The sequence below is a fragment of the Bacillus sp. SRB3LM genome, assembly GCF_015712745.1.
In the GTDB taxonomy this organism is placed as follows: Bacteria; Bacillota; Bacilli; order Bacillales; family Bacillaceae_G; genus Bacillus_A; species Bacillus_A thuringiensis_K.
The window spans coordinates 201,090-223,176 of the sequence record NZ_VWVQ01000078.1 but is presented as its reverse complement, the minus strand read 5'-3'; the positions used below and the strand labels follow the sequence as shown (position 1 = coordinate 223,176).

The window sequence follows — 22,087 nt, the reverse complement described above, 5'->3', positions numbered from 1 at the left end:
GCGAAGTGCTTTCTTTTTTCTTCATACGAATATCTTTCTTTCTTAGCTCATACATATGTACAAACTGTATACAACTGTTTCTATTGAAATTAGCTTAACGAAAGAAAGGAGACAGTATGAAGAATAGACGCGTAGAAGAAATTAAAAAGCGGATTGCAAAAAGGAAGGCCGAGCAAGAAAGGATGGAGGAAGAGCAGTATTTTAACGGAGGGAATTTTGATAGTGAAGCGGTATTTATTGAAGATGGAGAAAAGGAAATGCATCCTTTATTTCGAAAGGAAGTCTTTTTCTTCAAAGTTTTATTATCAGCAATATTAGTTCTTTCGGTTGCTATTTTATATAAGAATGCTCCTTCTTCATTTAATGGAGCTAAAGCTGTTACGGAAAAAGTGATGAAAGAGGAATTTCAGTTTGCTACTGTAGCGAAATGGTACGAAAAGCAATTTGGAAAACCGCTTGTATTCTATTCGCCGAACGAGAAAAAAGAAGGAAGTATTCAGCAAAAAGATTATGCAATTCCTGCTTCTGGAAAGGTAATGCAAGGGTTTCAAAAAAATGGCCAAGGTGTATTTGTCCAAACAGCTACAAATGCAAAAGTGGAATCAGTGAATGAAGGGTTAGTTGTTTTTGCAGGCAAGAAAGAGGAACTTGGAAATACAGTTCAAATTCAACATGCAGATGGTACGGAGTCATGGTATGCAAACTTAAATGATATGTCAGTGAAATTATATGATTACGTTTCAAAGAAACAAAAAATTGGAACGGTGAGTAATGATACAAATGATAAAAATGGAAAGTTTTATTTCGCGATAAAAAAGAATGAAAAATTTATTGATCCGATCCAGGTGATCTCATTTGATTAAATATAGGGACGTTTTAACGAAAATTTCCGTGCATCCATTATTTTGGGTTATTATTGTCATTGGTATTTTTACTGCGCGTTTTAAAGAGTTACTACTGTTATTTTGTATTGTTCTTATTCATGAACTTGGGCATGCTTTTGCAGCAGCACACTATAATTGGCGTATAAAAAGAATTCAGCTTTTGCCGTTTGGTGGCGTTGCCGAGCTTGAGGAACATGGTAATAAGTCATTGAAAGAGGAACTTGTTGTCGTAATTGCAGGACCGATTCAACATGTTTGGATGATGCTGGTAGGTTATATGTTGTTCGAAGCCGGTTGGCTGAATGCAGATTTATATTATTTCTTTATGTGGAATAATATAATTATTTTAGCATTTAATTTACTCCCTATTTGGCCGTTAGATGGCGGGAAAGTATTGTTTAATGTATTATCATATCGTTTCCCTTATTTACAAGCACATGAAAAGATGATGAAATTGTCATGTGTTTTTTTTGGTGTAATATTAGGATGGCAGTTACTCTGGAATAGTAACAATATTATGATGTGGGTACTACTCGTATTTTTAGCAGTGTCATTATATCGAGAGTGGAAACAAAGACGGTATGCATTTATGCGTTTTTTATTAGAACGTTATTATGGAAACAAAAGAGGAATCGAAAAGATTGCACCTATTGAAGTGCAAACGGAAGATCGTTTATATACGATATTCACAAAATTTCGTAGAGGATATAAGCATTCTATTATCGTCCGTGGAAAATATAAAGAGCATTACACATTGGATGAAAATGAATTGCTCTATGCATATTTTACTGAAAAACGAACAACTTCATCAGTTGAAGAATTAATCGGTTAGTGTTGACGATAGCACTAACCTTTTATTATTGTAAAAGCAAAGAAGATTATAAAGTGAGGAAATAATTTTGAAAACGTTATATGTAAATTACGCTGGTTCGGAAAAGCGCGTTGCAATTGAAGAGAAGAAAAAGATTGTTGAATTTTTATGGAAACGTAATGAAGAGCAAGAGATTGTTGGGCATATTTATGTTGGGCGTGTCGTAAGAACAATTGCTGGAATGAATGCAGCTTTTGTAAACATCGGTTTAGAAAAGCATGCTTACCTTTCGTACGATGATGTACCATCTTCTTATCGTATACATGAAGGGCAAGCGATACTCGTACAAGTTGTGAAAGAGGCAATTGATACGAAAGGGCCTAAATTGACAGCGAATATAGAATTTACCGGGAAATATGTCGTTTATATGCCGTTTGATGAGATGCGCGCTGTTTCTCGAAAAATAAAAAATAATAAAAGAAGACAACAGTTACTCCAAATTGAAATAGAGGGAACGGGGGGATACATTTTCCGCTCTGCTTCTGAAAAAGGAGAAATTGAAGAAATACAAGCTGAAATGCAAAGGTTACAGCAGTTATATGAAGAGTTAAAAAGAAAAGAGAGCCAAGGAAAGGCACCGTTACTACTTCATCGACCGGCAACTTTTTTAGATCGTGTATTTCAAGAAAATCCGATTGAGACGATTGAAAAAGTAGTTGTAGATACAAGGAGTATAGTAAAAGAATTAGAAGAAAAGGTCGGTAAAGAGAAAGTATCTTTTTATAATGAAAAGTCTTCGATGTTTAACCATTTTGGAATAGAGCGTGAAATTGAGAAAGCACTCCAAAAAATTGTTTGGCTTCCAAATGGTGCTTATTTAATTGTAGAACAAATGGAGACGATGACTGTAATTGATGTGAATACGGGCAAGTTTACGGGAAAACAAAGTTTACAAGATACAGTACTTCGCACAAATGAGATGGCAGCTGAAGAAATTGCACGCCAATTAAGACTTCGTGATATTGGTGGTATGATATTAATTGATTTTATTAATATGAAAAAAAGAGAAGATAAAGAAAAGGTAAGAGAATGTCTCATAGCTGCTATGCAAGATGACCGCACATATACAAGGGTGCTCGGCTTTACGGAGCTAGGGATTTTGGAAATGACACGTAAACGTAAAAAGCATTCTTTACGGGACGTATTATTAAAAGAGTGTGTACCTTGCAAAGCGACGGGTTATGTGATGTCGTATGAAACAATTGCATATGAGTTAGAGAGAGAACTAATCACATATGGCAATATAGAAGATGAAGCAGTATTAATCGCTGCGCCTAAAGAACTGCAAAAACAGTTTTTGCAAAAAGAATTACAAAAAAATATTCCATTTGAAATTTATTTCAAAGATGATAATATCGAAAAGTATGCTATCGTTCGTTTTGGAAGTAAAAAAGAAATTGTAGAACGGAAAAAATAGTTAGCAGAACATTTATTGACAACTGTCTATGATTCATGATAACATCTTTATGTTATAGTTTATAGCACCTAAACGGCTATATGCTACAACCGCACAAGACAGGTTCCCTAAAGGCATTTATGTCTACCTCGTTTTTGGCGAGTCTTAGTAATTAAGAGGAGGTGCAAGTATGTACGCAATTATCGAAACAGGTGGAAAACAAATTAAAGTTGAAGCTGGTCAAGCAATCTACATTGAAAAATTAGATGTTGAAGCTGGTGAAACTGTTACTTTTGACAAAGTTCTTTTCGTTGGTGGCGAAAACGTTAAAGTTGGTAGCCCAGTTGTAGAAGGTGCAACAGTTACTGCGAAAGTTGAAAAACAAGGTCGCGCTAAGAAAATTATCGTTTTCAAATACAAAGCGAAAAAGAACAATCGTAAGAAACAAGGTCATCGTCAACCTTACACTAAGCTAGTTGTTGAAGCTATCAACGCTTAATTCTGGTTAACATGATTAAAATTACGATAAGTCGCACGAAATTAGGAAGTATCCAATCATTTAAAATGACTGGACATGCCGATTATGCGCCACATGGACAAGACCTTGTCTGTGCTGGAACTACAGCGGTTGTGTTTGGTTCTATAAATGCAGTGGAACAACTTTGTAATGTGCAAGCAACTATTGAACTCGGAAGTGATGGCGGATTCTTAACGTATGAATTGCCTAATGATTTAGACGTTCATGCAGCAGAAAAAGCACAAACGCTTTTAGAAGGATTAGTTGTTTCGCTTAAGACGATCGAACTTGATTACGGAAAGTATATCCGTTTAATAGAAAAAGTGCAGGAGGTGTAACGTATGTTAAGATTAGATCTTCAGTTTTTCGCATCTAAGAAAGGTGTAGGTAGTACAAAGAACGGTCGTGACTCTCAGTCAAAACGTCTTGGTGCTAAACGCGCAGATGGTCAAACGGTTACAGGTGGTTCAATTCTTTACCGTCAACGCGGTACAAAAATTTATCCAGGTGTTAACGTTGGTCGTGGTGGCGATGACACTTTATACGCGAAAGTTGACGGCGTAGTACGCTTTGAGCGTCTTGGCCGTGACCGCAAACAAGTGAGCGTATATCCTGTTGCTCAAGAAGCATAAGAACTCACGGAAAACTCTAACCTGAGTGCAGGTTAGAGTTTTTCTATATTAAGGGGTATCTAAATGAATGAAAAATGGACAATTATAGATGCATTGCGCCATTCAAGACATGATTGGCTCAATCGTATGCAGATGGTGAAAGGAAACCTTTCCCTTGGAAAAGTGGAAGAAATTCATAGTCTCATCGATCGTTTTGTCCAAGAAGCGAGACAAGAATCCAATCTGATGGGGCTATCAATGCCTTTATTTTCAGAGTGGATTTTAACATATAATTGGAAACAGCAGCCGTGCTTATTGGAGTACGAAGTATTAGGGAAATTACATAACTTATCTCACTTAGATGAGACTGTATGTACATGGACGAACCAATTTTTCTCGATGCTTCAGCATAGTTTAGACGTATATGTTGAAAATTATGTTTGTATCACAATTGAATGTGACGCGGATAATGCTCGTTTCTTTTTTGATTTTCGTGGTAAGCTAACGAGTGTAGAAGAACTACAGAATTGGCTTGCGACCCAAAACAATAAATGGTATTCCATTTCTTATACAGTGCGAGACGAAGAAGTCTCAGTTATATTACAACCAATTGAAAAAAGTGTGGTGAAATAATGTTTGTAGATCAGGTCAAGATATATGTAAAAGGCGGCGACGGTGGTAACGGTATGGTTGCGTATCGTCGTGAGAAGTATGTACCAAAAGGTGGCCCAGCAGGTGGCGACGGCGGTAAAGGTGCAGATGTTGTTTTCGTAGTTGAGGAAGGCTTACGTACATTAATGGACTTCCGCTACCAACGTCATTTCAAAGCTGATCGCGGTCAGCACGGAATGAGTAAAGGTCAGCACGGACGTAAATCTGAAGATTTACTTGTAAAGGTTCCGCCAGGAACAGTAGTAAAAGATGAAAAAACTGGTCAAATTCTTGCCGATTTAGTAACGCATGGACAAACTGCTGTAATTGCAAAAGGTGGCCGCGGTGGCCGTGGTAACTCACGTTTCGCAACAGCTACGAACCCAGCGCCAGAAATCGCTGAGAACGGGGAACCAGGTCAAGAGCGTGATGTTATTCTAGAACTTAAAGTACTAGCAGACGTTGGACTCGTTGGATTCCCAAGTGTAGGTAAATCTACATTATTATCTGTTGTATCATCAGCGCGTCCGAAAATTGCAGAGTATCACTTCACAACAATCGTTCCAAATCTTGGTGTTGTTGAAACTGGTGATAACCGCAGCTTCGTTATGGCTGACCTTCCAGGACTAATTGAAGGCGCACATGCTGGCGTCGGACTTGGACACCAATTCTTACGTCATATTGAGCGTACACGTGTAATCGTGCATGTTATTGATATGTCTGGTTTAGAAGGCCGTGATCCATATGAAGATTACGTAACGATTAATAATGAATTAAAAGAATACAATCTTCGCTTAACTGAGCGTCCACAAGTTGTTGTTGCAAACAAAATGGATATGCCAGATGCAGAAGAAAACTTACAAGCATTTAAAGAGAAAGTGGGAGACGAAGTAAAAATCTTCCCAATCTCAGCTGTAACAAGACAAGGTGTTCGTGACTTACTGTTTGAAGTAGCGAACTTAATAGAAACAACACCAGAATTCCCAATACATGAAGTTGCGGATGAGTCTGATACAAGTGTAATGTATAAATTTGATACTGAAGGTGTTAAATTTGAAATTACACGTGAAAGTGATGGCACGTTTGTTATCTCTGGTTACGATATCGAGAAAACATTCAAGATGACAGACTTCTCACGTGATGAATCTGTACGTCGTTTCGCTCGTCAAATGCGCGGAATGGGTATTGATGAAGCGCTTCGTGCACGTGGCGCGAAAGACGGAGATATTGTAAAAATTCTTGAATATGAATTTGAATTTATCGATTAAGACTGCCGAAATACGGCAGTCTTTTTTATATCGCAAAAATCGGATTTGTACAGGAAAAAATCCCCACTAATTAAATTTTCAATTTATAATAAAAAGGGGAGTGGTTTTAGAAGAATTTTTTTATGGGGAGAAAACGAACATGTATAAAATATTAATTGTAGAAGATGATGAGAAAATCGCGGGAATATTAGAAGAGCATTTAGAAAGGTATGGCTATCAATCATTTAGAGCAAGTGATTTACGTCAAATAAAAGATGAGTTTGTAAAAGTGAATCCTCATCTCGTGTTACTTGATATTAATTTACCGTACTTTGACGGTTTTTATTGGTGTCGTCAAATTCGTACTGTATCGAATGCGCCAATTATTTTTGTTTCTGCAAGAACAGGAGAAATGGATCAAGTAATGGCGATTGAAAATGGCGGCGATGATTATATTACAAAGCCATTCCATTTAGATATCGTAATGGCAAAGGTGAAGAGTGCACTTCGCCGTGGTTATGGAGAGTATGCTTCTGCTGCTGAGAATGATTGTTTAGGTGTAAATGGACTGTTGTTATTCCCGTCTCAGCATATTGTTGAGTGGCAGGGACAACAAACTGAACTGACAAAAAATGAGTTCTACTTATTAGAGTGTTTAATGAAACAAGTGAATCAATATGTAACGCGCGAAGAACTGTTAGAAGCTCTATGGGATGAAGTAGCATTTGTGGATGATAATACATTAACCGTAAATGTAAAACGTGTAAGGAAGAAACTAGAGGAGTTAGGCATTAAAAATGCAATTGTAACGAAACGTGGATATGGTTATGCGCTTCTTACGGAGTGGGGCGAAGGGCATGAAGGTTAAAAATTACTTCATGGACCGCTTTTCTTTAATTCTTTCTTATATTGTTAGCCTTTGTTTATTTGGGCTCGTTTTGCAGTTGCAAAGTCTTTTAGAAAAGGAATCCATTGATTGGAGTACGTGGTTATATGGACTTTTATTAGGAACTGTTGTATTTACTGTATACCTCATTTACGATTACCGAAAACGGAGTGTGTTTTTAAAGAGGATCGAAAAGTACGTTACTGGCGGAAATACATTACATGACTCTTTACTTATTGATGAATCTTATACATCAGAGCAAGAAATGGTCGTTGAATCTTTTACGTTATTAAGACAGCAATATATGAATGAAGTTCATAAACAGCATGCGAAAGAGCAACAGCAAATGATATTTATGAACCAATGGATTCACCAAATGAAAACACCAGTATCTGTTATTGAATTATTGTTGCAGAAGTTTGGCAAAGAGCATCGTGAGGCAAGAGTAACAGTTGAAAGTATCCGTGAAGAAAATAACCGCATACTAAATGGTTTAGATTTAGCGTTACATATGGCAAGACTAGAACAGTTTGCGAAAGATTATAAGGTAGAAGTAGTAAATGTTATAGATGTAGTGCGAGGTATTATTAATGAAAATCGAAAATCCTTCATTCAATCGTCTGTATTTCCGAAAGTGATGTTTCAAGAAGATACTTGTATGGTTGCATCTGATAGAAAATGGCTCAGTATTGCTATAGGTCAAATCGTTGTAAATGCAATTAAGTATACGAAAATTTCAGAAGCAGAGAAAAAGGAAATTCAATTTCAAATTGAAGAGAAAGATCAAAAAGTGTTATTACATATTAAGGACAATGGAATCGGTATTCCAGAGCAAGATGTAAAGCGTATATTTGATCCATTCTTTACGGGGATAAATGGCCGTAAAACGAGAGAAGCGACTGGGATGGGTTTATATATTACGAAGGAAATTTGCGATAATTTACATCACGGTATTTATGTGCAATCGGTTGAAGGAGAAGGGACGACATTTACGTTCCAATTTGCAAAAGATGAAGAATATCATACATTAATGAGAAAAATGACAAAACTGTAAGATAACAAAACGTTTTGTAAGGGAAATCACTCGTTTCTTTTTCTTATTTTTCTTATAGTAAATGTAAGAAGAAAACACATAGGGGGATTAGAAATGAGTGTTCTTGAAGTAAAAGGATTAACGAAGGTGTACCAATCAAAAGGTTCAGTAGCGACGACTGCTTTAAATGATATAAATTTTAAAATAGAAGAAGGCGAATTTGTAGGGATTATGGGTCCTTCGGGAAGCGGGAAAACAACGCTTTTAAATTTATTGGCGACAATTGATAAGCAAACTTCAGGTCATGTGCTTGTAAATGGGGAAGAAATTAATCAAATGCGTGCTGCAAAATTAGCGGAGTTTCGCCGTACACATTTAGGGTTCATCTTCCAAGATTTTAACTTACTTGATACGTTATCCATTAAAGAAAACATTATTTTACCACTTGTAATGGCGAAGAAATCTGTAAATGAAATCGATGCGAAAGTACTGGAAATTGCGAAGTTTTTAAACATCGAAGAAATTTTAAATAAAAAAGTATACGAAGTATCAGGCGGACAACAGCAACGTGCAGCAGCTGCGAGAGCGATCATTCATGAGCCTACGTTAATTTTAGCAGATGAGCCGACTGGAAACTTAGATTCGAAGTCAGCAAAATCATTAATGAGCGCGTTGCAAGACTTACATGAACAAAAGAAAGTGACAATTGCAATGGTAACGCATGATCCAGTAGCAGCGAGTTATTGCGAACGTATTCTATTCATTCGCGACGGAGAAATTTTCTCAGAAATACATAAAGGAAGAACGAAACAAGCCTTTTTCCAAGAAATTCTGGACGTACTTGCGATGCTAGGAGGAGAATATCATGAACTTTCGCCAGCTCGCGCTTAATAACGTAAAAGGAAATTGGCGTAACTATAAAGCGTTTCTTATAAGTAGTTGTTTATCGATTGTCGTATTTTTCATGTATGCTTCTTTTATTTATCATCCAGATGTCGTAAGCGGTAATATTAGTATGAGAAAGATGATCACAAAAGGATTAGAATCGATGAATTATATTGTGGTCATCTTCTCGGCACTCTTTATTTTATATGCAAATTCAACGTTTTTACGAGCAAGAAAAAAAGAGTTTGGCCTACTAACATTAATAGGCGGAACGAAATCGCAGCTCGGCCGAATGATTATATTAGAGCAACTGATGTTAGGTAGTATTGCAATTGTAGTTGGTATTGGGGTTGGAATGCTTTGTTCAAAATTATTTTTCCAAGCGTTAAGCGTATTATTAAAAATAGATAAGACACTTCCACTCGTTTGGAATAGTAAAGCAGTTCTTATTACAGCTGGTGTATACTTTATTCTATTTTTAATCCTGTCATTGTTTAGTGTTTGGACAGTAGGACGCTTGCAAATTATTGATTTATTAAGAGAGGCAAGAAAGCAAAAAGTAGAGCCGTTTGCATTTACATGGTTAAGTATAGTTGGTATAGGATGTATTATTGCTGCATATGTACTTAGCTTCCAAGTAACGTTTCTGAATTTCCTCATCCTCTTTTTACCGGTGGTAGGACTGACAATTGGCGGAACGTATTTACTATTTACACAAGGTAGTACAGTTGTATTAAAAGCATTACAAAAAAGAAAGCAATCTTTCTATACATATCCAAATATGTTTGTTCTTAGCAACCTTATTTATAAAATGAAAGATAATGCTCGTTTTCTATTTGTAATTTCTATTATTACGGCGATTGTATCCTCGGCCGTTGGCACGCTTTACGTATATTTTGAGGATATGAGTTATAAAACGGTAGTCAAAACTCCACATGCTATTTCATATGAGGAAAAGGGGTTAAATACGCATAGCCTTATTAATGAAGAAAAGGTACAGGAGCTTGTGAAGAGACACGGGTTTGAAGATGCGCGAAAAGTAACATACATAAAACTACCGGCAACACAGAAAGTAACTTTTTTTAACGGTGAACATGAAGTGCCGATCACGATTATTTCAGAAAAAGAATATAATGCAGAAGTGCGCAAACAAAAGAGAGAGCAAGTTACAGAAGTTCATAATGTACCAGGTAGTGCAACGATGGTTATGGTCGATATGGCAAATGAACTGATGAAGATAGATCGTACGAAACCGTATGAATTTACAATGAACGGACAAAAGCAGTCTGTTCAGCTAAATAGCCCAACTTCATTTTCTGTTTTTAATGATAGTGAATATCTCGTTGTAAATGATCAAGATTTTGAGAAATATGCAAAACTCGTACCAGATGAAGAAAAGACGAAATATTATGGTTATTATATTGAGGATTGGAAAAGTACAGAAGATCTTGTATTAGATTTGAAAAATGAAATTGCACCAGAAAAGCAAGGGGAATTGAGAAATTCAGTGTTTGCGTATAAGGATATAAGAGAAGGTGGAGCAATTACAATGTTCATCGGTTTCTTCGTAGCGGTACTGTTCTTCTTCTTCGCTTGTAGTATGACATACTTTAAATGGTTTAACGATAAAGAACAAGATCGTATTCAATTTAAATCGTTAAAGAGAATCGGTATGACAGATAAAGAAATTCGCAAAATTGCGATTCGACAAATGGGAGTTATCTTCTTTATCCCAATTTTAATCGGTTCCATTCATAGTGGAGTTGCTCTTCATACGTTAGGGAAAATGCTTTATATTGATTTGTGGAAATCAGGTGCGCTTGTAATTGGAGCATACATTTTAGCTTCTGCCATTTACTTTATGATCGCGCAAAGAGGATATTTAAAACACGTAAAAAGCTAGGGGAATCTCTAGCTTTTTGCCTATGTAGTAAGTTACAGGAGGACGATAGATGAACATTCGGCAACTAGCGCTGCAAAATATAAAAGGAAATTGGCGTAATTATAAAGTGTTTTTCTTAAGTAGTTGTTTTGCAATATTTGCTTCTTACGCATATATGTCTGTCATTGTGCATCCATATATGCAAGAGACGATGTGGTATCAAAACGTACGCTGGGGACTTATCATATGTAATGTTATAATCATTTCTTTTTTCGTCATATTTATTTTGTACTCTACTTCTATTTTCATAGAAGCACGTAAGAAAGAATTAGGGTTATATATGTTAATGGGAGCAACGAAGTCTAACGTAATAGGAGTGATTATGACCGAGCAAATTTTAATCGGGGTCTTCGCGAATATTTTCGGTATTGGGCTTGGTATGATATTTTTAAAACTCTTTTTTATGGTATTTAGTATGTTACTGGGGCTTCCGAAAGAACTACCTGTTATATTTGACGTAAGGGCGATTGGTGTAACATTTATTACATATATGGTCGTTTTTATTTTGTTATCTTTTATAAGTGCTTTACGTATATGGAATATAAAAATCATTCGGTTATTGAAAGAATTTCGAACAGATAAAAAAGAGAAAAAAACATCAAAGTGGCTTTGTTTATTCGGTTTTGCTTGTTTAGTGGGCGGGTATGCGTTGGCGCTACAAGTGACGATGGCTACGATAGTGATATACTTTTTCCCTGTGTCTATACTTGTCTTTTTTGGAACGTACTTTTCTTTCGCGCATGGAGCTACCCAAGTGTTAGAAATGATAAAGCGAAATAAAAAGATTATGTATACATATCCATATTTATTTATAGTGAATCAATTGTCACATCGAATGAAGGAAAATGGTCGCTTTTTCTTTCTGATGTCTATGGCAACGACGTTTGTAGTTACAGCAACAGGTACGGTGTTTTTATATTTTTCTAGCATGCAAGATATGTGGCGAACTGGAGGGGTACACTCGTTTTCGTACATAGAAAAAGGTATTTCTACTCATGAGGTCTTTGAGGAAGGTGCGGTTGAAAAATTACTGCATCAATATGAGTATGACGATTTTCAATATATGAGTTTTGTTGGAGTGTATGCATCCTTTCAGTCTAATAAGGGAGAAACAACAATAGTACCGCTTATAAAAGAAAGTGAATATAACCAAGAAGCGAGGAAACAAAAACAGAAAACGTATCGGCCTAAAAAAGGTACAGTGACACTCGTTTATTATAATAAATACAATAATTCGAATGTATATAATCAAAAAGAGATTCAATTGCAAGTAATGAATCAACCATATCAATTCGTATTTAACGGTCAGAAAGAAGGGATTCAATTTAACTATCATCCTTCGTACATTAATGGTCTGTTCTTCGTTATGAATGATGAAGATTTTGATAGTATAGCAAATCAGGTTCCTGATTCTGAAAAAATGATATATAGAGGCTATACATTACCAAATATCGAAAATACGAAGAAATTAAATGAAGATTTACGGAAACATATGAAACAAGATAATAATGCATTTCGAAGCAATATGGAGTTATATGTAAATATGAAAGAAGGCGGCGATATTACTCTATTTGTAGGCTCATTTATTAGTATATTGTTCTTTCTTACTTCATGTAGTATCGTGTATTTTAAATGGTTCCATAATATTGCATCGGACCGAAAGCAGTATGGTGCACTCTCTAAACTTGGAATGACGAAGGAAGAAGTGTGGAAAATTTCTCGTTGGCAATTATGTATGTTATTTTTTGCGCCAATTCTAGTTGGGAGTATGCATAGTGCAGTTGCGTTATATACGTTTCATAATACGCTTTTTATGGATGGATCATTAAGAAAAGTAGGTTTGTTCATTCTGTTTTATATCATAGCATGTATCATTTATTTCTTCTTCGCTCAAAGAGAATATAAGAAACATTTAGACTAGCGAATGCTAGTCTTTTTTTAATATTCGAAATTCACATAGAAGAATATAAAAAAGTATGGTATAACAGTAAGAAAACGAAAAAGAGGGGAAAAGACGATGATTCGAGTAGGATATTTAGGACCAGAAGCAACATTTACAAATATGGCGGTGAGTCGTTTTTTTCCGGAAGCAGAGCATGTACCGTATCGAACGATTCCAGATTGTATAGATGCAGCTGCAAATGAAAATGTAGACTTCGCAGTTGTACCGTTAGAAAATGCAATAGAAGGTTCAGTGAATATAACGGTTGATTACCTTGTACATGAGCAGCCGCTTTCCATTGTAGGAGAAATTACAGTACCAATTCAGCAGCATTTACTTGTACATCCGGAGTATGCAGAAGTGTGGGATGAAGTATATGCAGTGCATTCTCATCCGCATGCCATTGCACAGTGCCATAAATTTTTAAATGAAGAATTAAAAGGAGTAACTGTTCGAGATATGACATCTACAAGTGCTGCTGCGCAATATGTGAAAGAACATCCTGAAGAGAAAATTGCCGCTATTGCAAATGAAGCGGCTGCAGAAAAATACGGATTAACAATTGTGAGACGTAGTATTCATACGCATAAAAATAATCACACACGTTTCCTAGTACTCCATAAGAAAAAGAAAGCAGTACTCCCGAATAACGGAGAGAACCGCGGAGAGAAAACGACGCTTATGATAACGTTACCTGCAGATTATGCAGGTGCCCTATATCAAGTGTTATCAGCTTTCGCATGGAGAAAATTAAACTTATCAAAAATCGAATCGCGTCCGATGAAAACAGGTCTTGGAAATTACTTTTTCTTAATCGATGTCGATAAAGCATATGATGACGTATTATTGCCAGGCGTAACGATGGAACTTGAAGCACTCGGTTTTTCTGTTACTGTGTTGGGGAGTTATTCTTCTTATTGGTTGTAGAGGGGAGCTGTTGTTAAAGTTGTTTGAAATGAAAAGCTGTTTCTCGGTTTGAGGCAGAGTAAGCTATCGATTCTATTGAAGTAAGTGATTAATTAAGCTAGCAAAATAAAGAAGCCGTCCTAAAAGATATTTAGGACGGCTTCTGTTAGGAATAGATAACTCTTTTGTCGGGTTTTTAGTACGCATCATTACAACTATTATAATAATAGGATTCATCATTGTTCGAATTACTGCAGCAAATACAATTCGTTTGTTGTATGAATAGATTGAGTGTAGATGGAGCTACAGTATCTGAGAAAGTAATACTCTCAACATCTTCTACTAAAAATGTTTTAATATCTCCTGGTGTTAAGGTAAATGTAAGTGGAGAGCGATGGTTTAATCTTGCAATTGTTAATCTAATCGTTGTTGCAAATGCAGGACTGAAACTAAATTTAATAAGTGTCTTATTATGATTTTTAGTGAAGTTTTCAAATACAGTTCGAGGAATTCCAGTTGTTATATCAAGATCTTGAGGGGTATTTCCCGTACCGAAAATAGTATAGTTCTGTATAAAACAGTTATTTGAATCTGAATTTGAAGAATTACATGGGCGATCATTTTTCTTATAATATTTTTTTCCATTTTTTAAGAAGTAATCCGCCATAATTAATCACTCCCTTCACATATAAGAATTAAAGGTTGTCCATATATAATATGAAATATATTTTTATATGTTTGGACGTGAAGGAAGAGAAAATAAAAACAGTCCATCTGGTATGATGGACTCAATACTGTTTTACATGGTGTGATTCTTTATTTTAACTTCGCAAGACGATCTTCTAACTGACCACGCCAAATATCAGCTAGTTCTGGAACGGCAAGAATTTTTTCAATGCCATCTTTATCTTTTCTATTATGAAAATAAATTTCGTTAGAGAACAAAACAGAAACATTGCTCGGTTGACGTTCTAGTAATGTAATTTTAGAATCTTTACGTACAGTACCTTCTTGAAGAACGCGGCATAGGTAGCCAGTAAATCCAGTTGCTACAATGCGCGGCAAAATGCCAGGAATACCGAGGCGTTTTGAAATAGTGCTACAAGGTACTCTTGCTTGTGTTACTTGAATGATTGCTGCACCTAGTTGATATGTATCTCCGATGCAAACATCACGCTCTAACATATTTGTTACGGTAATGTTTTCGCCAAATGTGGAAGCTGGAAGCGTAGTTTGAAACTCCTCTTCCCATAGTGCGTAATGCTCGTGTGGGTATACACAAACAGCGCGATCAGGACCGCCGTGATGTTTTAAATCCGCTACGTCATCACCACGAAATCCGTCTTTTGAGAGAAAGGCCTCTTCTGTAGGGTCTTTACATATACCTGTTATCATTTCTTTATCTTCGCTATATTTCATTTGTTTCGGCTTGCCAATGCTAAAGTGAACGAGTTCAATTCCCATATTTGATCTCCTTTACGATTGATTACAATATTATAGCATTAAAAAAGCACAGAGAATGATAAAAACTCTGTGCTTTACATTAATAAACGAGAAATCCTGCTTTATCTAACGCCTCACAAGCAGCATCTAACTTTTCTTTAGAATCTGCCTCAATTGTATGTAAGTGAATACCATCTGTTAGTTGTGAAAGATAGGAAGCATTTGTGTTTTCGATTTTTTGTAAATATTGCTCTACATCAAAGCGATTGCTTACCATGATGGATGCTGTTAAGTCACCGTATACAGGATGCTCAACTTTTACATCTTTAATCGTAACGCCGTGGTCAACAAGCATTGTAAGTTCTTGACGTACTTCTGCTGGTTTGTGCTGGCATACGATTACGCGTTCAAAAGCTTGTTGTTTCTCTTGTGGTTTTAGATATAAATAGCCTTGGGCAGTCGCAATAATTGGTTCGTTTCGTGCTTTAAGCAAGGAAATATCTTGCACGATAACTTGCCTACTTACGTTTGTCTTCTTCGATAGTTCATTCCCAGATAACGGCTCATTTGCAGCGAGAAGCCACTGAAGGATAAGCTGTCGTCTTTCTTCACCTAAAATCTTTTTTTGGTCATTTTGTTTCATTATGATTTAACACCTCTATAAAATTGATTTCCAATTGTGTGTAGTGCATGAATAGTAGTATCAATTTGATCTTTCGTTGTTTGTTGTCCGAAAGAGAAGCGGACATATTGTTTGGCCTCTTCATACGTTTTTCCAATTGCAAGCATAGTTTTCGAAGGTTCTTGTTTACCGACTTGGCAAGCACTTCCGGTGGAAATGGCGATACCATGGCGATTACATTCTAGCATAGTATATTGACCTTCTATTCCTTTTATTGTAACCCCAACAATATGTGGTAAACAAGAAGTAGAATGACCTTCTACTTCAATTTCTAGCGGAAGGGTTTGTATTTGCCCTAAAAAGTAGGAGCGTAACTCTTTAAAACGTAAACTTTCTTCCCATTGAGTTTTTAATATATTTTCAGCAGCTGTTAAAAAAGATGCGATGCCGGGAACGTTCACTGTACCTGGGCGAAATCCCTTTTCGTGAGAAGTTCCCGGAAATACTTGCTCCCAGCGAGATTGCGGATTTATGTAGCAAGCGCCGACACCTTTTGGTCCGTATATTTTATGTGCTGAAACAGAAAGACTATCAATGCCCATCTCAAAAACATGGATAGGCAGTTTACCAAACGTTTGCACACAATCTGTATGAAATAAAACATTATATTTTTTAAAAAGTGCCCCGATTTCTGTAATGTTTTGAACGGTTCCGATTTCAGAGTTTCCATGCTGTATACTTGCTAGCACAGTATCTTCTGTAATAGCTGCCTCTAAATCTACTAAACAAAGGAGTCCGCTTTTATCAACAGGAATTTCAGTGATCGTATAGCCTTTTGATTTTAGAGATTGAAAATAACTTCGAATGGATGCATGTTCCATAGGTGTCGTAATAATATGCTTCTTAGTTTGGGCATTTAGAAGTGATTGAATCGCAAGATAGTTTGATTCCGATCCGCCACTTGTGAAAAATACTCCTTGTTCTTTTCCTCCAATCATTTCCGCAAATGTTTTTCGGCAAACTTGTAATAAAGAAGCAGCTGTTCCTCCAATATCATGTAAACTTTGTTCATTTCCGAAGTATTGCGACGCTGCTTTCATATATGTTTGTAACGCTTCCTCGCTCATAGGTGTAGTAGCTGCATAGTCAAGATATATCATCATGTAAGTTCCTCTCTCTAGTAAGAGTTACAGTTCTTTTACTTTTTAAATGGTAGTGAAAATAAGAATTATAAAAAAACTCTTGTCATTATTTTAAAACTATGTAAATATAGGTGTCAAGACAGTTGAAAAGTGTAAAGTAGGAGGCAACAATTATGCCAAGTGCAGATGTCTTAATTATTGGAAGTGGTGTTGCGGCACTTCGTGTAGCAAAAGAGATTTGTCACGAAAAGAATGTGATTATTATCACAAAGGAGACGAAACGTAATAATAATACACATTTAGCTCAAGGTGGAATTGCCGCAGCAGTAGCTACATACGACAATCCTAATGATCATTTTGAAGATACGTTAGTAGCAGGGTGTCATTATAACAATGAAGAAGTGGTCCGTTATTTAGTTGAGGAAGGACCGAAAGAAATTAATAACCTTATTGAAAATGGGATGAAATTTGATGGAGATGAAACAGGTCCTCATCTTGGAAAAGAAGGAGCGCATCGAAAACGTCGTATTGTACATGCAGGTGGCGATGCAACAGGAAAGAATTTATTAGAGCATCTTATTCAAGAAGTAGCTCCATATGTTACGGTAGTGGAACAGGAAATGGTGCTCGATTTTATTATAGAAAAAGATAAATGTGTTGGGGCTTTAACTCGCAACAATAAAGGCGAATTGAAACGTTACAATGCAGATTATACGGTGTTAGCTTCAGGTGGTATTGGCAGTTTATACGCCTTTACTTCTAATGATGAGACGATTACAGGCGATGGACTTGCAATGGTGTACCGTGCAGGTGGAGAGCTTGTAGATTTAGAGTTTATACAATTTCATCCGACGATGTTATACGCGGGTGGGCGTTGTTCTGGTCTTGTGTCCGAAGCTGTTCGCGGAGAAGGAGCTGTCCTTATAAATGGAAAAGGGCAGCGTTTTATGATGGATATACATTCCGAACAGGATTTAGCGCCTCGTGATGTAGTCGCAAGGGCTATTCATGAACAGCTACTTGCGGGTGAAAAAGTGTACTTAAACATCGAAATGATTCAAAACTTTGAACAACGCTTTCCGACCGTGTCATCGATATGTAAAACAAATGGAGTCGATATAAATAAAAAACTTATTCCAGTCGTGCCTGGTACTCATTTTCACATGGGCGGCGTGAAAACGAACTGTGATGGAGAGACGTCTATTTCGAACTTATACGCAGTCGGTGAAGTAGCTTGTAACGGGGTTCATGGTGCAAATAGATTAGCGAGTAATTCATTATTAGAAGGTCTTGTGTTTGGAAAAAGAATCGGACGACATATTTTATCTAGAGAGACAAAAGAAAAGGTGAATATGCTAGCCGAAAAGGAAGCAACGTTTATCGTTCTGAATCATTTACCGACGAAAGAAGAAATACAAAAATGCATGATGAAATATGTTGGGATTGTGCGAACAGAGCAAAGTTTATCTTATGCGAAGAGATGGCTTAGTAAGTATGGTGTTCGAAATATGATATTACAACATGATGTTCTTACGAATGAAGAGATAACGCTTATTAATATGTTAACGGTTTGTGAGCTTATAGTTGTGTCAGCCTTGCAAAGAGAAGAAAGTATTGGCGGGCATTACCGGAGTGATTATCCAGATAGAAATATAGGAAAGAAAGAGATTGTTCGAGTAAAGAGAAAACGACAACTTGTGTGATGAGGGGAAGAGGGGCTTTATGAACACGATAAAAGTTAAAGAAGCATTAAATCGATTTTTTTTAGAAGATATAGGGGAAAGAGATGTAACATCTCAGGTTATTTTTCCAGATAATTTGCTTTCGAAAGGAACGTTTCTTGCGAAGGATACAGGGGTCTTTGCAGGACGTTTAGTAATTGAATCAGGATTTAAATTAATTGATGAGAGAATTGAAGTAGAGCTTCATAAAAAAGATGGGGACCTTGTAGAAAAAGGCGAAATCATTGCAACTGTGCAAGGTCCAATTGCATCGTTATTAACAGCAGAGCGCGTTATATTAAACGTTATTCAGCGTATGAGCGGAATAGCGACGATGACGCATAAAGCGGTTCTTGCTTTAGATAGTAGTCATACTCGCATTTGTGATACGCGAAAAACGATGCCAGGACTACGTATGTTTGATAAGCATGCAGTCGTGTGCGGCGGTGGATTTAATCATCGCTTCGGTTTATATGATGGGGTCATGATTAAAGACAATCATATTGCGTTTGCTAGTTCTATTACAAAAGCTGTTACATCAGTGAAAGAAAAGTTAGGACATATGGTGAAAGTAGAAGTAGAAACAGAAACTGAGGAACAGGTGAGAGAGGCTGTTGCTGCTGGTGCGGATATTATTATGTTCGATAATCGTACGCCAGATGAAATTCGGGAGTTTTCAAAAATTGTACCAAGCGCTATCGTTACAGAAGCTTCAGGTGGCATCACAATTGAAGATTTATCGAAATACGGAAAAACAGGGGTAGATTATATTTCACTTGGAGCGTTAACACATTCAGTGAAAGCACTTGATATTAGTTTCAATATTGAAGGGTAAGGAAAGTGGCTTAGAGGGGGAGAAACGTATATGAGTATTTTAGAACAAGTACAGCCAATTGAAACGATGTTACCAGAGCGTTATTACACGATGTCAACGGAAGATATGGAAAATCGGGTTCGTGAAATTAAAGAGAAAATGGGGAAAATGTTATTCATTCCAGGGCATCATTATCAAAAAGATGAAGTGGTACAATTTTCAGATGCAGCAGGGGATTCACTTCAGCTTGCGCAAGTTGCAGCGAGCAATAAAGACGCAAAATATATTGTGTTTTGCGGGGTGCACTTTATGGCGGAAACAGCAGATATGTTAACGACAGATGATCAAGTTGTCATCTTACCAGATATGCGTGCAGGTTGTTCGATGGCGGATATGGCAGATATTGAACAAACAGAAAGAGCGTGGAAAGAGCTCACAAAATTATTTGGAGATACGATGATTCCGTTAACGTATGTTAACTCTACAGCTGCAATTAAAGCGTTTTGCGGTCGTAATGGCGGAGCAACAGTAACTTCTTCTAATGCAAAGCAAATGGTATCTTGGGCGTTTACTCAAAAAGAACGTCTCGTCTTTTTACCAGACCAACATTTAGGGAGAAATACAGCGTACGATTTAGGTATCCCGTTAGATAAAATGGCAGTATGGGACCCACACACAGATTCATTAGAGTACGATGGAGATATAGAAGAAATTCAAGTGATTTTATGGAAAGGACATTGTTCTGTTCATCAAAACTTTACAGTGAAAAACATTGAGAACGTACGGAAAAATCATCCGGACATGAACATTATTGTACATCCAGAATGTTGCTACGAAGTTGTAGCTGCTTCGGATTATGCAGGTTCAACGAAATATATTATTGATATGATTGAAGCGGCTCCATCTGGAAGTAAATGGGCGATTGGTACAGAAATGAATTTAGTGAATCGAATTATTAAGCAACATCCAGATAAAGAAATTGTTTCACTTAATCCATTTATGTGTCCGTGTTTAACGATGAACCGAATTGATTTGCCGCACTTATTATGGGCACTTGAAATGATAGAAAGAGGAGAAGTAATTAACGTTATTAGCGTAGATAAACAAGTGACTGAAGAGGCAGTTCTTGCATTAAATCGTATGTTAGAGCGTGTGTAAAGCAGCGGATTCCCGTTGCTTTTTTTCGTACATATAATCATAACGAGAACAAAATGGGCATACATTGTTTTGAAGAAATCATTGTGGTTCTTTATGCTTATTCCGCTTCTAATGATATTGAAAATCGAAGAAGTGATAAAAGTGAAAAGAAGTTAATGTTATTTAGAAAAAGAGTTACTTCATGAGATTTGTTACTTATAGATAAGTTATACAGGAGGGGGAAAATTTGAAAATTCATATCGTGCAAAAAGGGGATACCCTTTGGAAAATTGCGAAAAAGTACGGAGTGGATTTTGACACGTTGAAAAAAACAAATACACAACTTAGTAATCCAGATTTAATCATGCCAGGTATGAAAATTAAAGTGCCATCAAAGAGTGTTCACATGAAACAACAGGCTGGAGCAGGTTCAGCGCCTCCAAAGCAATACGTAAAAGAAGTGCAGCAAAAAGAATTTGCAGCAACACCAACTCCGCTTGGAATAGAAGATGAGGAAGAAGTTACGTATCAATCAGCACCAATTACACAGCAGCCAGCTATGCAACAAACACAAAAAGAAGTGCAAGTAAAATCGCAGAAGGAGATGCAGGTAAAGCCGCAAAAAGAAGTACAGGTGAAACCGCAAAAAGAGGTACAGGTGAAACCGCAAAAAGAAGTGCAAAAAGAACAGCCAATTCAAAAAGAAAAACCAGTTGAAAAACCGTCTGTTATTCAAAAACCACCTGTGATAGAAAAACAAAAACCGGCGGAAAAAGAAAACACGAAGTTTTCGGTAAATGTATTACCGCAGCCGCCACAACCACCAATAAAACCGAAAAAAGAATATAAAATTTCAGATGTAATAAAAAAAGGAAGCGAGTTAATTGCTCCTCAAATTAGTAAAATGAAACCTAACAATATCATTTCTCCGCAAACGAAAAAAAACAATATAGTATCGCCACAAGTGAAGAAAGAAAATGTAGGAAATATAGTATCGCCGCAAGTGAAGAAAGAAAATGTAGGAAATATAGTATCGCCGCAAGTGAAGAAAGAAAATGTAGGAAATATAGTATCGCCGCAAGTGAAGAAAGAAAATGTAGGAAATATAGTATCGCCGCAAGTAAAGAAAGAAAATGTAGGGAATATAGTATCACCACAAGTAAAGAAAGAAAATGTAGGGAATATAGTATTACCACAAGTGAAGAAAGAAAACATAGGAAATATAGTATCACCACAAGTGAAGAAAGAAAACGTAGGAAATATAGTATCACCGCAAGTAAAGAAAGAAAACGTAGGAAACATAGTATCACCGCAAGTGAAGAAAGAAAACGTAGGAAACATAGTGTCGCCAAATGTATCGAAAGAAAATGTAGTGATTCCGCAAGTAATACCGCCAAATATTCAAGTGCCAAACATTATGCCGATTATGGATAACAA

General features: G+C 36.6%; 21 protein-coding genes, 1 pseudogene and 1 other annotated feature. Of the genes and pseudogenes, 18 read left to right on the top strand and 4 right to left on the bottom strand.

What is annotated here, in order from left to right:
* Positions 1-116 precede the first annotated feature (116 nt).
* The 14 genes from spoIVFA (at position 117) to pheA (ending at position 13,792) form a co-directional block, all read left to right on the top strand.
* Positions 117-863, top strand: coding sequence for a stage IV sporulation protein SpoIVFA (gene spoIVFA / locus F3I02_RS24815; protein ID WP_000797471.1), 747 nt, complete (start codon positions 117-119; stop codon positions 861-863).
* Positions 856-1,716, top strand: coding sequence for a stage IV sporulation intramembrane metalloprotease SpoIVFB (gene spoIVFB / locus F3I02_RS24810; protein ID WP_000599053.1), 861 nt, complete (start codon positions 856-858; stop codon positions 1,714-1,716). The genes spoIVFA and spoIVFB overlap by 8 nt, the downstream gene beginning before the upstream one ends.
* Before the next feature lie 67 nt (positions 1,717-1,783).
* The gene (locus tag F3I02_RS24805) at positions 1,784-3,172 is read left to right on the top strand and encodes an Rne/Rng family ribonuclease (protein WP_196478525.1); all 1,389 of its coding nucleotides are present in this window, start codon (positions 1,784-1,786) and stop codon (positions 3,170-3,172) included.
* A 77-nt stretch (positions 3,173-3,249) separates the two neighbouring features.
* Positions 3,250-3,327, top strand: a sequence feature (ribosomal protein L21 leader region).
* Between the two features lie 14 nt (positions 3,328-3,341).
* Positions 3,342-3,650 (top strand): 50S ribosomal protein L21, encoded by a 309-nt coding sequence (rplU, locus tag F3I02_RS24800; protein ID WP_000270907.1) that lies wholly within the window; start codon positions 3,342-3,344, stop codon positions 3,648-3,650.
* A gap of 11 nt (positions 3,651-3,661) precedes the next feature.
* Positions 3,662-4,006, top strand: coding sequence for a ribosomal-processing cysteine protease Prp (locus tag F3I02_RS24795; protein ID WP_002164192.1), 345 nt, complete (start codon positions 3,662-3,664; stop codon positions 4,004-4,006).
* Between the two features lie 3 nt (positions 4,007-4,009).
* On the top strand, positions 4,010-4,300 hold the full coding sequence (rpmA, locus tag F3I02_RS24790) for a 50S ribosomal protein L27 (protein ID WP_000944958.1): 291 nt from the start codon (positions 4,010-4,012) through the stop codon (positions 4,298-4,300).
* Between the two features lie 63 nt (positions 4,301-4,363).
* On the top strand, positions 4,364-4,912 hold the full coding sequence (locus F3I02_RS24785) for a sporulation initiation phosphotransferase B (protein ID WP_001003584.1): 549 nt from the start codon (positions 4,364-4,366) through the stop codon (positions 4,910-4,912).
* Positions 4,912-6,198 (top strand): GTPase ObgE, encoded by a 1,287-nt coding sequence (gene obgE, locus F3I02_RS24780; RefSeq protein WP_000497128.1) that lies wholly within the window; start codon positions 4,912-4,914, stop codon positions 6,196-6,198. The genes F3I02_RS24785 and obgE overlap by 1 nt, the downstream gene beginning before the upstream one ends.
* A gap of 139 nt (positions 6,199-6,337) precedes the next feature.
* The gene (locus F3I02_RS24775; RefSeq protein WP_002164191.1) at positions 6,338-7,045 is read left to right on the top strand and encodes a response regulator transcription factor; all 708 of its coding nucleotides are present in this window, start codon (positions 6,338-6,340) and stop codon (positions 7,043-7,045) included.
* The gene (locus F3I02_RS24770) at positions 7,035-8,117 is read left to right on the top strand and encodes a HAMP domain-containing histidine kinase (RefSeq protein WP_000865388.1); all 1,083 of its coding nucleotides are present in this window, start codon (positions 7,035-7,037) and stop codon (positions 8,115-8,117) included. The genes F3I02_RS24775 and F3I02_RS24770 overlap by 11 nt, the downstream gene beginning before the upstream one ends.
* 93 nt (positions 8,118-8,210) lie before the next feature.
* On the top strand, positions 8,211-8,987 hold the full coding sequence (locus tag F3I02_RS24765) for an ABC transporter ATP-binding protein (protein WP_000114530.1): 777 nt from the start codon (positions 8,211-8,213) through the stop codon (positions 8,985-8,987).
* Positions 8,962-10,884 (top strand): ABC transporter permease, encoded by a 1,923-nt coding sequence (locus F3I02_RS24760; RefSeq protein WP_001011427.1) that lies wholly within the window; start codon positions 8,962-8,964, stop codon positions 10,882-10,884. The genes F3I02_RS24765 and F3I02_RS24760 overlap by 26 nt, the downstream gene beginning before the upstream one ends.
* Positions 10,885-10,933: 49 nt before the next feature.
* Positions 10,934-12,844 (top strand): ABC transporter permease, encoded by a 1,911-nt coding sequence (locus F3I02_RS24755; protein ID WP_196478524.1) that lies wholly within the window; start codon positions 10,934-10,936, stop codon positions 12,842-12,844.
* A gap of 96 nt (positions 12,845-12,940) precedes the next feature.
* Positions 12,941-13,792, top strand: coding sequence for a prephenate dehydratase (pheA, locus tag F3I02_RS24750; RefSeq protein WP_000621698.1), 852 nt, complete (start codon positions 12,941-12,943; stop codon positions 13,790-13,792).
* 175 nt (positions 13,793-13,967) lie between these two features.
* Here pheA and F3I02_RS24745 read toward each other — a convergent pair whose 3' ends face one another.
* From F3I02_RS24745 to F3I02_RS24730, 4 genes are all read right to left on the bottom strand, one after another.
* On the bottom strand, positions 13,968-14,438 hold the full coding sequence (locus F3I02_RS24745) for a hypothetical protein (protein WP_000796369.1): 471 nt from the start codon (positions 14,436-14,438) through the stop codon (positions 13,968-13,970).
* Positions 14,439-14,587: 149 nt separating this feature from the next.
* Complete coding sequence (locus F3I02_RS24740) at positions 14,588-15,235, bottom strand: MOSC domain-containing protein (protein WP_000510679.1); 648 nt, start codon at positions 15,233-15,235, stop codon at positions 14,588-14,590.
* 79 nt (positions 15,236-15,314) lie between these two features.
* Complete coding sequence (locus F3I02_RS24735) at positions 15,315-15,857, bottom strand: transcription repressor NadR (protein ID WP_000812240.1); 543 nt, start codon at positions 15,855-15,857, stop codon at positions 15,315-15,317.
* Positions 15,857-16,999, bottom strand: a complete 1,143-nt coding sequence (locus F3I02_RS24730; RefSeq protein ID WP_131251109.1) for an IscS subfamily cysteine desulfurase — start codon at positions 16,997-16,999, stop codon at positions 15,857-15,859. The genes F3I02_RS24735 and F3I02_RS24730 overlap by 1 nt, the downstream gene beginning before the upstream one ends.
* A gap of 152 nt (positions 17,000-17,151) precedes the next feature.
* On the opposite strand from F3I02_RS24730, the gene nadB reads away from it, so the two are divergent.
* From nadB to safA, 4 genes and pseudogenes are all read left to right on the top strand, one after another.
* Positions 17,152-18,681: an L-aspartate oxidase gene (gene nadB, locus F3I02_RS24725; RefSeq protein ID WP_001138534.1), complete on the top strand. Its 1,530-nt coding sequence runs from the start codon at positions 17,152-17,154 to the stop codon at positions 18,679-18,681.
* A 19-nt stretch (positions 18,682-18,700) separates the two neighbouring features.
* Positions 18,701-19,534, top strand: coding sequence for a carboxylating nicotinate-nucleotide diphosphorylase (gene nadC, locus F3I02_RS24720; protein WP_001092248.1), 834 nt, complete (start codon positions 18,701-18,703; stop codon positions 19,532-19,534).
* A gap of 30 nt (positions 19,535-19,564) precedes the next feature.
* Positions 19,565-20,671, top strand: coding sequence for a quinolinate synthase NadA (gene nadA, locus F3I02_RS24715; RefSeq protein ID WP_000025343.1), 1,107 nt, complete (start codon positions 19,565-19,567; stop codon positions 20,669-20,671).
* A 226-nt stretch (positions 20,672-20,897) separates the two neighbouring features.
* Positions 20,898-21,054, top strand: a pseudogene (safA, locus tag F3I02_RS35040) (SafA/ExsA family spore coat assembly protein); the annotation flags it as partial.
* Positions 21,055-22,087 lie beyond the last annotated feature (1,033 nt).

Excerpts from the sequence above, each read along its gene's own strand:
- nadA (WP_000025343.1), top strand. The coding sequence starts at position 19,565 with ATGAGTATTTTAGAACAAGTACAGCCAATTGAAACGATGTTACCAGAG.
- F3I02_RS24795 (WP_002164192.1), top strand. The coding sequence starts at position 3,662 with ATGATTAAAATTACGATAAGTCGCACGAAATTAGGAAGTATCCAATCA.
- obgE (WP_000497128.1), top strand. The coding sequence starts at position 4,912 with ATGTTTGTAGATCAGGTCAAGATATATGTAAAAGGCGGCGACGGTGGT.
- F3I02_RS24760 (WP_001011427.1), top strand. The coding sequence starts at position 8,962 with ATGAACTTTCGCCAGCTCGCGCTTAATAACGTAAAAGGAAATTGGCGT.
- F3I02_RS24770 (WP_000865388.1), top strand. The coding sequence starts at position 7,035 with ATGAAGGTTAAAAATTACTTCATGGACCGCTTTTCTTTAATTCTTTCT.
- nadB (WP_001138534.1), top strand. The coding sequence starts at position 17,152 with ATGCCAAGTGCAGATGTCTTAATTATTGGAAGTGGTGTTGCGGCACTT.
- F3I02_RS24765 (WP_000114530.1), top strand. The coding sequence starts at position 8,211 with ATGAGTGTTCTTGAAGTAAAAGGATTAACGAAGGTGTACCAATCAAAA.
- pheA (WP_000621698.1), top strand. The coding sequence starts at position 12,941 with ATGATTCGAGTAGGATATTTAGGACCAGAAGCAACATTTACAAATATG.
- F3I02_RS24745 (WP_000796369.1), bottom strand. The coding sequence starts at position 14,438 with ATGGCGGATTACTTCTTAAAAAATGGAAAAAAATATTATAAGAAAAAT.
- rpmA (WP_000944958.1), top strand. The coding sequence starts at position 4,010 with ATGTTAAGATTAGATCTTCAGTTTTTCGCATCTAAGAAAGGTGTAGGT.
- nadC (WP_001092248.1), top strand. The coding sequence starts at position 18,701 with ATGAACACGATAAAAGTTAAAGAAGCATTAAATCGATTTTTTTTAGAA.
- rplU (WP_000270907.1), top strand. The coding sequence starts at position 3,342 with ATGTACGCAATTATCGAAACAGGTGGAAAACAAATTAAAGTTGAAGCT.
- F3I02_RS24730 (WP_131251109.1), bottom strand. The coding sequence starts at position 16,999 with ATGATGATATATCTTGACTATGCAGCTACTACACCTATGAGCGAGGAA.
- F3I02_RS24735 (WP_000812240.1), bottom strand. The coding sequence starts at position 15,857 with ATGAAACAAAATGACCAAAAAAAGATTTTAGGTGAAGAAAGACGACAG.
- F3I02_RS24755 (WP_196478524.1), top strand. The coding sequence starts at position 10,934 with ATGAACATTCGGCAACTAGCGCTGCAAAATATAAAAGGAAATTGGCGT.
- spoIVFA (WP_000797471.1), top strand. The coding sequence starts at position 117 with ATGAAGAATAGACGCGTAGAAGAAATTAAAAAGCGGATTGCAAAAAGG.
- F3I02_RS24775 (WP_002164191.1), top strand. The coding sequence starts at position 6,338 with ATGTATAAAATATTAATTGTAGAAGATGATGAGAAAATCGCGGGAATA.
- F3I02_RS24740 (WP_000510679.1), bottom strand. The coding sequence starts at position 15,235 with ATGGGAATTGAACTCGTTCACTTTAGCATTGGCAAGCCGAAACAAATG.
- F3I02_RS24785 (WP_001003584.1), top strand. The coding sequence starts at position 4,364 with ATGAATGAAAAATGGACAATTATAGATGCATTGCGCCATTCAAGACAT.